The sequence below is a fragment of the Psychrobacter sp. 1U1 genome (assembly GCF_051847535.1).
Taxonomy (GTDB): Bacteria; Pseudomonadota; Gammaproteobacteria; order Pseudomonadales; family Moraxellaceae; genus Psychrobacter; species Psychrobacter saeujeotis.
In genome coordinates this window covers 90,406-104,753 of the sequence record NZ_JBPYDD010000006.1, presented here as the reverse complement: position 1 = coordinate 104,753, position 14,348 = coordinate 90,406, and the positions used below count along the sequence as shown (strand labels likewise).

13 protein-coding genes, 1 tRNA gene and 1 other RNA gene are annotated in these 14,348 nt (G+C 44.2%); 12 read left to right on the top strand and 3 right to left on the bottom strand.

Going from position 1 to position 14,348, the window contains the following annotated elements:
- Nucleotides 1-63: 63 nt before the first annotated feature.
- Nucleotides 64-2,502: a YgiQ family radical SAM protein gene (locus tag ACS8FB_RS10510; protein ID WP_439262769.1), complete on the bottom strand. Its 2,439-nt coding sequence runs from the start codon at nucleotides 2,500-2,502 to the stop codon at nucleotides 64-66.
- 241 nt (nucleotides 2,503-2,743) lie between these two features.
- Here ACS8FB_RS10510 and ACS8FB_RS10505 point away from each other — a divergent pair, with 241 nt between their 5' ends.
- Nucleotides 2,744-3,052: a hypothetical protein gene (locus tag ACS8FB_RS10505; RefSeq protein ID WP_439262767.1), complete on the top strand. Its 309-nt coding sequence runs from the start codon at nucleotides 2,744-2,746 to the stop codon at nucleotides 3,050-3,052.
- An 8-nt stretch (nucleotides 3,053-3,060) separates the two neighbouring features.
- Here the strand turns inward: ACS8FB_RS10505 and ACS8FB_RS10500 are convergent, their stop codons facing one another.
- Nucleotides 3,061-3,528, bottom strand: coding sequence for an Lrp/AsnC family transcriptional regulator (locus ACS8FB_RS10500; protein ID WP_439262765.1), 468 nt, complete (start codon nucleotides 3,526-3,528; stop codon nucleotides 3,061-3,063).
- Nucleotides 3,529-3,796: 268 nt separating this feature from the next.
- On the opposite strand from ACS8FB_RS10500, the gene rarD reads away from it, so the two are divergent.
- Nucleotides 3,797-4,795 carry an EamA family transporter RarD gene (rarD, locus tag ACS8FB_RS10495; protein ID WP_439262763.1) on the top strand — a complete coding sequence of 333 codons (999 nt, stop codon included), beginning with the start codon at nucleotides 3,797-3,799 and terminating at the stop codon, nucleotides 4,793-4,795.
- Nucleotides 4,796-4,878: 83 nt separating this feature from the next.
- Here rarD and smpB read toward each other — a convergent pair whose 3' ends face one another.
- Nucleotides 4,879-5,355 (bottom strand): SsrA-binding protein SmpB, encoded by a 477-nt coding sequence (gene smpB, locus ACS8FB_RS10490; protein WP_299218160.1) that lies wholly within the window; start codon nucleotides 5,353-5,355, stop codon nucleotides 4,879-4,881.
- Between the two features lie 281 nt (nucleotides 5,356-5,636).
- Here smpB and coaD point away from each other — a divergent pair, with 281 nt between their 5' ends.
- The 10 genes from coaD (at nucleotide 5,637) to ACS8FB_RS10440 (ending at nucleotide 14,340) form a co-directional block, all read left to right on the top strand.
- Nucleotides 5,637-6,227, top strand: coding sequence for a pantetheine-phosphate adenylyltransferase (coaD, locus tag ACS8FB_RS10485; RefSeq protein WP_439262760.1), 591 nt, complete (start codon nucleotides 5,637-5,639; stop codon nucleotides 6,225-6,227).
- Nucleotides 6,228-6,253: 26 nt separating this feature from the next.
- The gene (locus ACS8FB_RS10480; RefSeq protein ID WP_439262758.1) at nucleotides 6,254-6,502 is read left to right on the top strand and encodes a YfhL family 4Fe-4S dicluster ferredoxin; all 249 of its coding nucleotides are present in this window, start codon (nucleotides 6,254-6,256) and stop codon (nucleotides 6,500-6,502) included.
- Nucleotides 6,503-6,783: 281 nt separating this feature from the next.
- Nucleotides 6,784-8,088, top strand: a complete 1,305-nt coding sequence (gene bioA, locus ACS8FB_RS10475) for an adenosylmethionine--8-amino-7-oxononanoate transaminase (RefSeq protein WP_439262756.1) — start codon at nucleotides 6,784-6,786, stop codon at nucleotides 8,086-8,088.
- 43 nt (nucleotides 8,089-8,131) lie between these two features.
- A complete protein-coding gene (gene bioD, locus ACS8FB_RS10470; protein ID WP_439262754.1) occupies nucleotides 8,132-8,869 on the top strand; it encodes a dethiobiotin synthase in 738 nt (245 codons plus the stop codon).
- An 82-nt stretch (nucleotides 8,870-8,951) separates the two neighbouring features.
- An RNA gene (gene rnpB / locus ACS8FB_RS10465) (RNase P RNA component class A) lies at nucleotides 8,952-9,313 on the top strand.
- Between the two features lie 136 nt (nucleotides 9,314-9,449).
- Nucleotides 9,450-9,526 (top strand) — tRNA-Met (locus ACS8FB_RS10460).
- A 250-nt stretch (nucleotides 9,527-9,776) separates the two neighbouring features.
- Complete coding sequence (locus ACS8FB_RS10455; protein WP_439262752.1) at nucleotides 9,777-10,589, top strand: ABC transporter permease; 813 nt, start codon at nucleotides 9,777-9,779, stop codon at nucleotides 10,587-10,589.
- 62 nt (nucleotides 10,590-10,651) lie between these two features.
- Complete coding sequence (locus tag ACS8FB_RS10450) at nucleotides 10,652-11,323, top strand: ABC transporter ATP-binding protein (protein WP_075103441.1); 672 nt, start codon at nucleotides 10,652-10,654, stop codon at nucleotides 11,321-11,323.
- A complete protein-coding gene (locus tag ACS8FB_RS10445) occupies nucleotides 11,301-12,407 on the top strand; it encodes a capsule biosynthesis protein (RefSeq protein ID WP_299218151.1) in 1,107 nt (368 codons plus the stop codon). The genes ACS8FB_RS10450 and ACS8FB_RS10445 overlap by 23 nt, the downstream gene beginning before the upstream one ends.
- A 151-nt stretch (nucleotides 12,408-12,558) precedes the next feature.
- The gene (locus ACS8FB_RS10440; protein WP_439262749.1) at nucleotides 12,559-14,340 is read left to right on the top strand and encodes a polysaccharide biosynthesis/export family protein; all 1,782 of its coding nucleotides are present in this window, start codon (nucleotides 12,559-12,561) and stop codon (nucleotides 14,338-14,340) included.
- Nucleotides 14,341-14,348: the final 8 nt, after the last annotated feature.

Here is a 14,348-nt window from a genome sequence, read left to right as displayed (position 1 = left end):
GCTGCTAATGGTATTAATCCGATGAGCCAATAATATTCCGCTCATCGTTTTATACATTCAATACTATTTGGTTTTACGCGGTGGCAACCCGGTATGCTGGGTTTGGAAGTTACCACGGCTGACTTTTTTGCGCGCGCTATTAGGCTGGTTTTTGCGGTTTTGGCTCGCTGATTTGCCACTGCGTTTGACGGAGTCATTACCCATACGGCTATTCTTTTTACGTGCCGATTGATAGCTGTCCTGACTGGCATCACGGCCCTCTAAATGCGCATTAAATGGCGGTATTAGACAACCACGGTTTTTGCCAATTAGGTCGCTACGTCCCATGTCTTGCAAAGCGCGGCGCAGTAAGGCCCAGTTTTTCGGGTCATGATAGCGCAAAAACGCCTTGTGCAGTTTGCGCTGCTTGCCGGATTTGACGATATCAATATCACCGCCCTCGCGGTTGACCTTGTGTAGCGGGTCTTTATGGGTATGATACATGGTCGTTGCCGTCGCCATGGGGCTAGGGTAAAAGGCTTGCACTTGGTCGGCGCGGTAGTCGTGAGATTTTAGCCACAGCGCCAGATTCATCATGTCCTCATCTTTGGTACCCGGATGCGCGGCGATAAAGTAGGGTATAAGATACTGCTCTTTGCCAGCCTCTTGGCTGTACTGCTCAAACATGGCTTTGAATTTATCGTAGCTGCCCATGCCAGGCTTCATCATTTTAGATAAGACATTTTCTTCAGAATGCTCTGGGGCAATCTTTAGATAGCCACCGACATGATGGCTGACCAATTCTTTGACATATTCGGGGTCTTTGACCGCCAAATCATAACGCAGACCGGAGGCGATAAGGATTTTTTTCACACCTTTGATATCACGCGCCTTACGGTATAGCTGGGTTAAATTGCTGTGATCGGTGATGAGGTTTTCACAGACATCGGGATAGACGCAGGACGGCTTACGGCAGTTTTTCTCAATAGTCTCGTCCTTACAGTTGAGACGGTACATATTGGCCGTCGGCCCGCCCAAGTCGGAGATGACGCCAGTGAACGCAGGCGCAGTATCGCGGATGGCCTCGACTTCACGCAGGATAGAGTCCTCAGAGCGGTTTTGGATGATGCGCCCTTCATGCTCCGTGATCGAGCAAAACGTACAACCACCAAAGCAGCCACGCATGATATTGACGGAGAATTTAATCATATCAAAAGCCGGAATACGCGCATCGCCATAGCTTGGGTGCGGCAGGCGCGCATAGGGCAAGTCAAAGACGTAGTCCATCTCTTCGGTAGACAGTGGAATCGGCGGCGGATTGAGCCAGACATCGATGGAGGTAAACGAGTTGCCCGCGCCGCTACTGTGGCGCTGCACCAAGGCGCGCGCGTTACCAGGATTAGTCTCTAAATGCAGAATTCGACTGGCATGCGCGTAAAGTACAGGGTCTGATTTGACATGGTCATAATCAGGTAGGCGAATGACGGTCTTATCACGTGGCGGCATTTTAAATTTGTGCTTACGCGCAGTGAGTCTTTTATTATCAAAGCCGCGCATCTGTACCACTTGCGTGTCATCATCGACTTGATCGGCGTTCAGTACTTTATTGGTGACGGGTTCTGCGACAAAGCCCTTGTACTGGGCTGACATGCCAGTCATGGCTTGCCCAACTGGCGAGTCGCTAGGCTTTTCTTGTTCAATCTTGCAGCTATCAACGTCTTCGGTCATCACATACGGATTGATGATAGGGTCAACGCGGCCGACCGTATCGACATCGTTGCTCGCGACTTCCGTCATATGCGCTTGCCAATGGCGGCGGCTTGGGGTTAATAAATACGCCGTACCGCGCAAGCTGCTCATTTGCTCAAACGTATAGCCTTTAGACAAGCCATGTACTACATCGACGATGGCACGTTCCGCGTTACCATATAATAAGACATCGGCACGGCTATCCAATAAAATACTGCGGCGTACTTTATCTGACCAGTAGTCATAGTGGGCGATACGGCGCAAGCTGCCTTCAATACCGCCTAAGATAATTGGCACATCAGGATAGGCTTCACGGCAGCGCTGGCTATAGACGATGGCGGCGCGATCAGGGCGCTTGTCCGCGACATTGCCAGGCGAGTAGGCGTCATCGCTACGAATCTTGCGATCGGCGGTATAGCGATTGATCATGCTGTCCATGTTACCTGCAGTCACGCCATAGGCGTAGACCGGTTTGCCAAGCTCCATAAAGGCGTCTTTGCTCTTCCAATCTGGCTGCGCGATGATGCCGACGCGAAAGCCTTGCGATTCTAATAATCGCCCGATAATTGCCATACCAAAGCTTGGATGATCGACATAGGCATCACCTGAGATGATAATCACATCGCACGCATCCCAGCCCAGCGTGTCCATCTCAGCACGCGTCATCGGCAAATAAGGCGCAGGCTCATAGCAGCTTGCCCAATGCTTATCGTAGTCATATAGTGGCTTGACGCCTTGTTTGAAGGCGGTGCGAGCGATGGTATCGGCAGACATGAGGTGACCCTATTAATAGCGTGTTGGCAATCGCGACAGATGGACAATGTATTGCCGCAGTCGCTGATGCATAAAAAGGCGCTCATCTTACCATGAATTGCACTCATGGTGTGAATGCTGATTTATAGTAAGTCTTCGATAAGTGATTGATAGCATAAGGTAAAATGATGGATTAAATGGGGTATAGTGAACCATAAAGGCCTATTTTATTGATAGTGCGGTTTACTTAATGGAATCGAAAATGCTCTCGATGATTTTACTTGTGTACTTTATGCCAGTTGTCGTGCTTATTTATCTAATAACGACGGTTTATTATTATCAAAAAGGTCGTTTTTGCCGCAAATTCTTTACTTATAAATATTTAATGATAGCGATGCTGGTGCCCATAGCGGGCATGGCGCTGATCACTTTTGAATATTGGATAAATATGACGCATGGCGGCATTCATGTCGGTACATGGTTGTCTGTCTTATTTGTTTACGCCTTTATAGCGATTATTTTTGCCATCCCTTTTCTGCTATATCTGATAACGCCAAACAAGCAGCCTTAGCATATGGATCAATCTAAATAAATCTTCGTGCCACTTTTGGTAAAGTTCATCACAAACTGACTTTTAAAGTTGCGCACGTTGTTCTCATACGTCAGTAGATTGCGCGTAAATTGATGATAATCGCTCATGTTTTTGGCACTCACCATCAGCATAAAGTCGGCATCGCCCGACACCTCATAGCAGCTCATCACTTGCGCCTGCGCGTTCATTAAGCGCTCAAATCGGTGCTGCATCGAGTTATTTGAGCGCGCCATCTCAACCATCACAATCGCCGTCAAACTATAGCCGACCTTATTAGGATCTACGATGGCGACTTGCTTGGTGATCACGCCTGTGTCTGTCAGTGTTTGAATGCGGCGCTGGGCGGTAGCGATGGACACATGGACGTGTTCGGCGATCGTCTTTAGCGGCAGCGTGGCATCGTCTTGAAGGAGGTTTAAAATGGCTTTGTCGGTGGCGTCTAAAGACTGGCTCATAGGATCATACTCTGTTAAATCGTAATGGTTATTAGCGCATGCTTAAATCATAAATATGAAAAATGTAGTTATTATCACTATTATAGAGGATATGATAATAAGTATAGAAAATATCGAAAATTATGATAAATAAAGTTATAAACGAGGTTTTATAGAGATTTTTTATTGGAGGACGTCTGTATGATAGTCGTTAACCATTTCAGAGTGGTTAACCGATAAACCCTATAACCGATCTTCTTCTACTCACTCGCTAAATCAAGGTGCTTTTATGTCAACGTCTACTTTATCCGGTGCGCTTCACGCGACCTTGTCACGGCTGCCGATGCCTGCGGTATGGGCGTCGGGTAGCGCACAGGAGCGAACGCTGATGATGGGCGCAGCATTAGCTATTTTATCCAATGTTTTATTTGGGGTGCTATATGCTTACAGTAGCTTTTTGGCACCATTATCAGGTACGCAGGTATTTATCTGGCGCATGCTGGCGATGTGGGCGGCACTGGTTGGTTTTTTAACTTTTAGCGGTCAGCTGACAGGGCACATTGATAAATTAAAATCGCTTGGCAGCCTCAAGCAATGGGCGTGGCTATTATTGCCAACGCCAATATTTTTAAGTCAGTTTTGGCTATTTATGTGGGCACCGGTCAATGGCCAAGGCGTACAAACCGCGATGGGATATTTTTTATTTCCGCTGATGATGGTGGTGTTTGGCTGTGTCTTATTTGGTGAAAAATTAAGCCGCTTGCAGTGGCTAGCGGTGGGCTTTGCCGCGTTAGGCGTTGGCAGTGAAATCATTCGCACCCAAAGCATCTCATGGGCAACCCTTTGGGTGTGCGGCACGTATCCGTTATATTATATTTTGCGCCGCTTGCAGGGGGTTGGTGCGGTTACTGGGCTTTTGGTAGATTTGACGATATTTGCGCCATTTGCTTTGGGGTATTTATTTTTTATGGCGCCGGATAGCTTAAGTTTGGTTGGCGGCTCGGGCTTTTTTATTATGATGCTGATTGGCTTGGGTGTTTTAAGCGTGCTGGCGATGAAAACCAATGTTGATGCCAGTCAAATGCTGCCCGTCAATGTCTATGGCATGATGAGTTATTTGGAGCCGGCATTGCTCTTTATCCTTGCCATCACCATTTTGGGCAATCCGTTTGAGTCAGGCATGCTCTTTAGCTATGGTTTGATTTGGACAGGGATTGCATTTTTAATTGCGCACGGGGTCAAGCAGTTGCGAGCGACCAAACGCAAGCAAGTCGCGGCGTCAGCGTAGCGGGTTTACATAGCTCTAAGCACATTAACGTAAAAACGGCTATCATAACGATAGCCGTTTTTTATTGCATGGTGACAAATTTTTTAATCTAAATGCTGCTTAAAGCCGCGCTGCTTATCACGCTCCCAGTCACGATCTTTAAGAGTTTTGCGTTTGTCATGTTGTTTTTTACCCACCGCCAGTGCAATTTGACACTTGACCATAGAGCGCTTCCAGTAGCATGATAATGGCACGCAAGCATAACCTTTTTGGTTAACCGCGCCCATCAACTTTTCGATTTCGCGACGATTAAGCAGCAGCTTACGGGTACGAATGCTATCAGGGCTCACGTGCGTTGAGCTACTGAGCAGCGGCTGAATATGCGCGCCAAAAAGAAAAGCCTCATTATTACGAAAGATAATATAAGCTTCGGTAATGGTCATTTTACCGGCACGAATAGCCTTAACTTCCCAACCTTGTAGCGACAATCCTGCCTCAAACGTCTCCTCAATGAAATATTCATGCCGCGCTTTTTTATTTGAGCAAATTTGATTGTCCGGTTTTCTTGATTTTTTTGACATAATCTCTCCATAAGGACTACAACATACCGTGTCCTTGTCTAACTGTTCCTCACCCTAACCCTAATACGGATTATATTTTTGTCATGCTAAGATGGATGAGTCGAACCAACTATTGTAGCAAAGCTACTACTAAAAATGTTAGGGCAAATGTAGTCGTGCGTTATCGATATTCAGTAGATTTGGATTAAAAGTTATACTAAGTACTGACCATAGATAAGTATTATGTTTAACCAAAATTTGTTAGCATAAGCGCTATTATTAACCAATAAATTAGCCTTGCCATGAATCCAGCAACTTCTTCTAACGATTTAGATTCTAACCTTCCAAATTCTAATGCGTCAAAGCTTTCAAACGCTACCAAACCTCTAGAATCTTCAAAATCTTCAAAGCTACATACCAAAATTTTATACCCAGGTACTTTTGATCCCATCACAAATGGACATGTCGATTTGGTCACCCGTGCGACCAAGTTGTTTGATGAAGTGGTGATCGCTGTTGCCTCAGGTCATCATAAAAAGCCGTTGTTTAGTTTTGAGGAGCGCGTTGCTCTGGTAGAGACGGTATTTGCTGATTTACCGCAAGTATCAGTCGTGGGCTTTGAAGGGTTGCTGGTCGATTTTATGCGTGAAAAAAATGCCACCGCGGTATTACGTGGTTTGCGCGCCATGTCAGATTTTGAGTATGAGTTTCAGCTCGCCAATATGAACCGTGAGCTTGATGAGCGCTTTGAAGCGGTATTTTTGACCCCATCTCAGCATTATTCATTTATCTCATCGACGATGATTCGTGAGATTGCCAAGCTTGATGGTGATGTGAGTAAGTTTGTGCCCAAGTGCGTCTCACAAGCTTTTATTAACAAACTTGGCTCATAACCCTACTTATTTAATAGGAGCAGTTTATGGCGTTATTAATCACTGACGAATGTATCAACTGTGACGTATGCGAGCCAGCTTGTCCAAATGAAGCGATCTCAGAAGGGGACGATATTTATGTTATCGACCCCGATCTATGTACGGAATGTGTCGGTCATTTTGATGAGCCGCAATGTGTGGTCATCTGTCCTGTGGACTGTATACCCAAGGATCCAAATCACGTTGAGACTGAAGGCGATTTACTGGCTAAATATAAACGTATCACCGGTCAGTGATGCGTTGTAGATTATGCTATTGATAAATGCTCAGCGCAAAATAAAATCGATACGTTAATAGTTGTACGCGACTGGTATAAATTTTCCTTACTTGCTGCTATCACAGCGGCTACGAAAAAATCATCCCAGTCGCACTTTATCTATTTTAAATTGAGTTCACTATCTATACGAAAGTACTAACTGTAGGGAAATACTAACTGTATGAAAGTGCTAAAAACTAGGAATAATATGATGAAAATGGACACTCAATTTGCCACACGTTTGATGTTTAAGAGTGTGCTATGACAAATACTTCTACCAGCGATTTTGACCACCATTATCTTTGGCATCCTTATGCCAGTCTACCGCCCACTTATTCTAATATCGTTATTGATCATGCAGAGGGTATCTACATCGTCACTGAAGATGGTACGCGCCTTATCGATGGCATGTCGTCGTGGTGGGCGAGCGTACATGGATATAATCATCCCAAACTAAATACTGCTATCACAAAGCAGCTGGGCAAAATGGCGCATGTCATGTTTGGAGGCTTGACGCACAAGCCAGCAATCGATCTGGGTGAAAGACTACTAAACATTGTCCCCAAAGGACTTGATGCGATATTCTATGCTGATAGTGGCAGCATCGCTGTGGAAGTGGCGCTAAAAATGGCGCTGCAATACCAAATCGCGGTTGGACGTACTGATAAAAACCAATTTGCCTCGACCCATTCAGGCTACTATGGCGATACCTGGCATGCGATGAGTATTTGCGATCCGGTCAATGGCATGCACAGCTTATATGGCACGCAATTACCGACGCAGCATTTTGTTTCTGCGCCGCCTATGGGGTTTGAGCATAAGTTAACGCAAGACGTGCGCGATGAATTAACCCAGCTTTTTGCCAACAACAGCGATAAGCTTGCCGGATTTATTATTGAGCCTATTATTCAAGGCGCAGGTGGTATGCGCTTTTATAGTCCTGAATACCTGCAACTGTTACGTAAGCTATGTGATGAGTATGACGTGTTGTTAATCGCTGACGAGATTGCCACAGGCTTTGGACGCAGCGGTAAGCTGTTTGCGTGTGAACATGCAAATATCTGTCCTGATATTATGACCATTGGTAAGGCGCTAACAGGTGGTTATATGACATTTGCTGCCACCTTATGTACAAGACAAATCGCGGATACTATTCATCACAGTGATTATCCAGCGCTGATGCATGGGCCGACCTTTATGGGTAACCCGCTGGCATGCGCGGCCGCTTGTGCATCGATTGATTTAATCATGTCTTATGATATCGAGGCGCGTACGGCAAATATGCAAGCTGTGATGCAGCAGCAGCTTGCGCCTGCTACGGCGTTAGATGGTGTGAAAGAGGTCAGGTGTTTGGGGGCAGTTGCCGTAATCGAGCTAGAGATGGCCGTTGATATGCCCACTTTTCAAGCGTTATTGATTGACAATGGTATTTGGGTCAGACCTTTTGGAAAATTGGTCTATATTATGCCGCCTTATGTGATTACAGATAGTGAACTTAACACATTGTGCCAAGCGTTGTTAAAGGTAGTGACAAGCTATCTGCAAACCTTACAACTGGCGCAATAAAAATTGAAAATACGCAAAAATAAGTTTCTTATTAAGGTAGATAATGAGCGTCCTATTTGTATCTGGTATTGATACCGACATCGGTAAAACTTACGCGACTGGAATGATTGCTAAAGCGTTAATGACACAAGGCATCAGTGTCATTACCCAAAAGCTGGTACAGACCGGCGTGACGATCGATAATAACGGCACAATGAGTATCGCTGATGACATCATCACTCATCGTAGGTTAATGGGTATTCCTCTACAGTCTTATGATTTGGATTTTACAACTTGTCCTTATCGTTATCAAAAGCCTGCTTCACCGCATTTGGCTGTAAAACTTGCCAACGCAGTCTTAGACCCCAAAGTCGTTGACAATGCTACGCGCTGTTTGCAAGCCGATTATGATGTGGTGCTATTAGAAGGCGCAGGTGGTTTGCTCGTACCTATTACAGAGCAACTATTAACCTTAGATTTTATTGCTACTCAAGGCTATCCTATAGTATTAGTCACTTCTGGTCGCCTCGGCAGTATCAATCATACGCTGCTTAGTCTAGAGGCGATAAAAGCGCGTGGATTGTCTGTGCATAGTATTGTTTATAATCCCATACATGATACGAGTCTTAATACCGATAACGAGATAGCTACTAGTACAATTGAGTTTTTAAAAAATCACATACAACAGTATTATCCAACCACATATTGGTTACAGTTGCCTTATCTAAACGATACAACACTGCCTGACAACCAAACAGCGTCAGTAGATAAAGCGTGGGTTTTACCATCGAATTTTATTTAAAAAGTCTTAATCTGGTCTTAAAAGTGCAAATAAGCGTAAAACTTATTCCTAGTCTGTGATTAGATTTGCTATACTAGCGCCCTTGGTAGACTAGGCGATCGCCGCTGCATACTGTTTAACAGACTTGCAGGGGAGGAAAGTCCGGGCTACATAGGGCAGCGTGCCAGCTAACGGCTGGGCGGGGTAACCCGACGACCAGTGCAGCAGAGAGTAGACCGCCTCGCGTCAGCACGTGAGGTAAGGGTGAAAGGGTGCGGTAAGAGCGCACCGCGTGGATGGTAACATCTCACGGCATGGTAAACTCCACGCGTAGCAAGACCAAATAGGCATCGGCATGGCGCGGCCCGCGTTCGATGCGGGTAGGTTGCTTGAGCGTATCAGCGATGATACGCCTAGAGGAATGATCGTCCACGACAGAACCCGGCTTATCGGTTTACCAAACCTTTTTTATTGTTCGTGCTTTATTACTAATAGTGATAACAATTACAACTAATTTGAATTAAATTTAGATTTTTTGCAAAAAAAGCCAATTAGGGGTTGACGATATTCACCTCTATCGGTATTATACCGAGCCTTAAATGGCGATGTAGCTCAGCTGGTTAGAGCGCACGACTCATAATCGTGAGGTCGAGAGTTCAAGTCTCTCCATCGCCACCATCTATATAGCAGTAATGCGTAGTATGAATAAATCCAATCCTTTGTGGTTGGTTTTTTTTTGTCTAAAATAAGTCGTTAGACAGTGTCTGTATTAATGATACAAGCTCAATAAACAATCATTACTACTGCTATTTACTTGCCAATTTCTTGCTAAATCATAGCTTTATCTACCTACTCACAGATTATTTCTTGTAACTTATGCCCCTCTTACTTATCATAGGGGCTGTTTTTGGTGAAGTCCTGTAACGCTATGTCTGTACAATTGCCTCCTTATCGTCCTATTAAGCATCGCAGTGGCCTCAAAGTCATGGGCGCCGCATTCCATGCTTTACTGATGCGTGAGCTACAAACACGCTTTGGTGGTTATCGTTTGGGCTACCTGTGGGCACCGCTGGAAATCATATTCCAAGTTGCTATCTATTTAGTAATTTTTGGCGCTGTTATGACGCGTGTGCTACCAGGGATAGATTACATGCTATTTTTGGTTGCAGGTTTGGTGCCGTTTCGGATGATGAGTACGATAGCGACACGGTCTTTAGGAGCGGTAGAGGCCAACCAAGGCCTCTTAATGTACCGCTCTGTACGTCATATTGATGTTATCATTGCGCGCTCGTTTTTAGAGCTGGTTATTTACTTTTTTACCTTTGTACTTTTATTAGCAATATTGCTTTTTATTGGTATTCCTATTAGTTTTGCGCAGCTACATATAGTGCTGTTTTGTTGGATAACCTTATTTTTATTTGGTTTTGGTCTAGCAATGATTATGATGGTCGTCGGTTATTATGGTGGCGAAATTAGTAAAATTATCAGTTTAATTTTCACTATTTTATATTTTGCTTCTGGGATTATCTATTCTATTCATATTATTCCAGAACCTTACTTTAGCTATCTACTTTATAACCCTTTTATCCATAATATTGAATTAATGAGGCATGCTTTTGCGCCTAATTATCCAGCTTATCATATCGACATAACGTATTTTTTAAAGTGGACTGTCGTAGTCAATTTCTTAGGTTTATTGATGTATAAAGCAGTAGAAAGAGATTTGATACGGTCAAAGTAAAACATCTAATAACTCCTAAATATAGTGTTTTATAGGGATTAGTTCTAACTCATGGTAAGTAAATGATCGAGATAAAAAACGTTTCCAAGTCGTTTATGACTAAGCAAGGTCGGCATTATCTATTTAAAGACTTAAACCTGACCATTGGTGATAAACAAAGTGTGGGTTTGCTAGGCCGTAACGGTGCTGGTAAGTCTACCTTGCTACGCATTATATGCGGACTTGATGAGCCGGACCACGGTGAAATTATTACTGACTCAACGATTTCATGGCCAGTCGGCGTTGCAGGTGGCTTTCAGGGTAGCTTGACTGGACGTCAAAACGTACGTTTTGTTTGTCGATTATATTCAAGCGGTCCTTATATTGATGAAAAAATTCGTTTTGTTGAAGAGTTTGCTGATATCGGTAATTATTTTGATATGCCGGTCAAAAGCTACTCATCGGGAATGAAGTCACGTCTAACTTTTGGTTTAAGTCTAGCGTTTGATTTTGATTATTATATGCTCGATGAAGCAGGTGCTGTTGGTGACGCCGCTTTTCGTAAACGTAGTGAGGATATCTTGGCGGCTCGCCGTGCGCAAGCAGGATTTTTAATAGTGTCGCATAATATTGGTGATATTAAGCGTAACTGCGATATTGGTATTGTGTTAATGGATCAAACAGCACTCGTGTTTAACGATACAAAAGAAGCGATTGAGGTATATGAAGAGCATGTCCACAAAGCGAAAAAATAAGATTATTGACTTCTCGCTGTTTATCGGCTTGGTAATCCTTCCATGGGTCTTGGTGATTTTTTATGTCATGACGCTCGCACATCCGCGCTTTATTTCGACTTCTGACGTAGTGGTCAAACAAGTGAGTGATGCAAGCGTACCCTCTGGCGGCGGTTTATCAGCGCTACTGGGCGTTAATAGCACCAGTAAGGAAGATGCCACTTATCTGACCGAATATATCCTGTCCAATGACATGATCAAACGTCTTGATAATAAATTTCAGTTTCGAGAAGCTTATTATGTCGATGGCTCAGACCCTATCTACGAGATAAATCCTGAAGCGTCACAAGAGGAGCTACTTGAGTACTTCAAAAAGCGCGTTCATATCGACTTAGATGAGCAAAGTTACATCCTTAGTGTCTCAACAGAAGCCTTTGATTCAGATTATGCTCATGAGCTCAATAAAGCCATCTTGGGTGAGTCTGAGCAGTTCGTCAACCGTATCTCACAAGAAGTCGCTCGTGACCAGCTCGTATTTGCTGAAACTCAGCTAGATGAGTCGCAAGATCGTCTAAATGAAGCTAAAGAGCAGCTGCTTACTTATCAAAATACTAATGAGATCTATGATCCGCAAGCCAATGCGCAGATAGTAAATCAACTGATTGGTAGTTTACAAGCGCAGTTAAGCTCACTACGCACTGAAGAGCGGCAACTGCTTAGTTACTTGAACCCTGATGCGCCGCAAGTGGTGTCGATAAGAAGTCAGATTAGAGCGGTAGAAGAACAAATCACTCAAGAACAAACCAAGCTGACCTCCCCAAGTACGACCAAATTAAATCGTCAAGCAGTACAGTTTGAAACGATTAAAGCGGATGTCGATTTTGCGACTGAGCTTTATAAATTGTCGCTATCTTCACTTGAAAAAGCACGTCTAGAAGCCTTTAAAAAGATGAAGAACCTGATCGTCATCTCAACCCCTTATGAGGCTGAAGATGCGTTGTATCCGCGCCGTGCCTACATTATCTGGACATCGCTGGCGTTATTAATAATGCTTTATGGCTTTGTACGATTAGTCATGGCAGTCATACGTGATCATCGTAGCTAGTTTGGCATTGGTGGTTAGAAAAAACACTGGTTGTTAGTACTACAAGTCGTTAGCAACTTAATGTATCTAACAACTATAAACGATTTGATCAATTTGACTTATATAATTAGATATCAGCAATGATCGACAGATCAGCAAAGGAATACCGCTCATGAACATGAAACCACGCCCAATCGTGATGATGATTAAAGTGATCAGTTTGACGATGGCTGCTACTAGTCTTCCAGCAATGGCTGCAACCAGCTATGCAGAACAGATGGCAGGGTCTAGCTTTGGAACCAGTGCCAACAATACCAGTCAGGATCAAAACCGTAATAATATCAATGTCTCGACTCAAGCATTCGCAGGCGGTGTTCCTGGTCAGGCTACGACACAAGAGGCAGTCAATGCAGCCAGTTTACCAAGTCAATCAGTCATTAATACCACGCGTCCTTATCAAGACATCAATACGCAAGACCTGATGTTCGGTGAGCAATTGTTTCGCGGTGCGTTTTCTACCACATCAGGTTCTACTTTTAATGACAGCTACGTCATCAATCCTGGTGATAATGTACAAGTACGTATGTGGGGTGCTTATCAGTTTGCATCGACTATGACTGTTGATCCGCAAGGCAATATATTCTTACCCAACGTGGGTCCAGTACGGGTATCTGGTGTACAAAATGGCAACCTACAGAATGTCGTCAAAAGTGCTGTTAACCGTATTTATCGCTCAAACGTCGGTGTTTATGCTTCATTAGAGCAAGCCCAGCCTGTTAAAGTGTTTGTTACAGGTTTTGTTAAACAACCAGGGTATTATGGCGGGCTCGCAGCAGACTCAGTGCTCTCATATTTAGATCGGGCAGGCGGCGTTGACCCAACACGTGGCAGTTATATTGATATTCAAATCAAGCGTAATGGTCAGCTATTACAGCAAGTCAATTTATATGATTTTTTATTAGCAGGTAAGCTGCAGCCATTCTCTTTTCGCGATGGCGATGTGATCACGGCTGCACCGCAGAAAAAAACTTTCGCTGTGAGCGGACAGGTTCAAAACGAATACACTTTTGAGTTTGATGTCAATGACTTGACCATTGGTGATGTATTACAAGTTGCTAACCCAGCTGCCAATGCAACCAACGTCAGCATTACTCGCAGTGCAGGACGCGCACAAACAGCAGAATATTACTCGCTTGCCGATGCACAAAATGTGTCCGTCTATAATGGCGATCAACTGGTTGTTACCTCAGATCGTTATGCTGGCACTATCGCGGTACAAGTCAAAGGTGCTCATACGGGTAATGGTGCTATGGTTGTGCCTTATGGCGCTCGTCTAAAAGACATCGTACCGCAATTACAACCCAGTCCACTAGCGAAGCTGACGCATTTGACGATTTATCGTCAGTCGGTGGCTGAGCAGCAAAAACGCATGATTAATGAGTCGCTTGATCGCTTAGAAGAATTGACGCTAGCTACTCAATCAACGACGCGTGAGGAAGCAGCGCTACGTCAAGACGATGCCAACTTGGTCAAACAATTTGTAGCCAAGGCACGTACTGTTAGACCTGATGGGCAGATAGTAGTCGTACCAAATTCTTGGCAGGATATTATCCTTCAGCAAGGTGATGTCATTGAAATACCTGCGCAAACATCAGTGATAACCGTTAATGGTCAAGTACGGTCGCAAGGCGCGCTCACTTTTAATCCAGACTTTACGGTTGGCGATTACATTGCCAATTCAGGCGGCTTTGGAGACAACGCTGATACTAAAGAGATCTTAGTGATTCATCAAAATGGGGCGAATGAAGTGGTCAATACCGCTTATCGTATCCAGCAGGGTGATGAGATTATGGTTTTACCAAAGGTCAAAACCAAGCGCGTTGAGATTACCCGCGGAATATCACAAATCGTTTATCAATTGGCAGTTGCAGCCAAAGTTATTTTAGACTTATAACGGTTGAT

Excerpts from the sequence above, each read along its gene's own strand:
- bioA (WP_439262756.1), top strand. The coding sequence starts at position 6,784 with ATGACAAATACTTCTACCAGCGATTTTGACCACCATTATCTTTGGCAT.
- ACS8FB_RS10455 (WP_439262752.1), top strand. The coding sequence starts at position 9,777 with ATGTCTGTACAATTGCCTCCTTATCGTCCTATTAAGCATCGCAGTGGC.
- ACS8FB_RS10445 (WP_299218151.1), top strand. The coding sequence starts at position 11,301 with ATGTCCACAAAGCGAAAAAATAAGATTATTGACTTCTCGCTGTTTATC.
- rarD (WP_439262763.1), top strand. The coding sequence starts at position 3,797 with ATGTCAACGTCTACTTTATCCGGTGCGCTTCACGCGACCTTGTCACGG.
- ACS8FB_RS10480 (WP_439262758.1), top strand. The coding sequence starts at position 6,254 with ATGGCGTTATTAATCACTGACGAATGTATCAACTGTGACGTATGCGAG.
- coaD (WP_439262760.1), top strand. The coding sequence starts at position 5,637 with ATGAATCCAGCAACTTCTTCTAACGATTTAGATTCTAACCTTCCAAAT.
- ACS8FB_RS10450 (WP_075103441.1), top strand. The coding sequence starts at position 10,652 with ATGATCGAGATAAAAAACGTTTCCAAGTCGTTTATGACTAAGCAAGGT.
- ACS8FB_RS10510 (WP_439262769.1), bottom strand. The coding sequence starts at position 2,502 with ATGTCTGCCGATACCATCGCTCGCACCGCCTTCAAACAAGGCGTCAAG.
- bioD (WP_439262754.1), top strand. The coding sequence starts at position 8,132 with ATGAGCGTCCTATTTGTATCTGGTATTGATACCGACATCGGTAAAACT.
- ACS8FB_RS10440 (WP_439262749.1), top strand. The coding sequence starts at position 12,559 with ATGAACATGAAACCACGCCCAATCGTGATGATGATTAAAGTGATCAGT.
- smpB (WP_299218160.1), bottom strand. The coding sequence starts at position 5,355 with ATGTCAAAAAAATCAAGAAAACCGGACAATCAAATTTGCTCAAATAAA.
- ACS8FB_RS10505 (WP_439262767.1), top strand. The coding sequence starts at position 2,744 with ATGCTCTCGATGATTTTACTTGTGTACTTTATGCCAGTTGTCGTGCTT.
- ACS8FB_RS10500 (WP_439262765.1), bottom strand. The coding sequence starts at position 3,528 with ATGAGCCAGTCTTTAGACGCCACCGACAAAGCCATTTTAAACCTCCTT.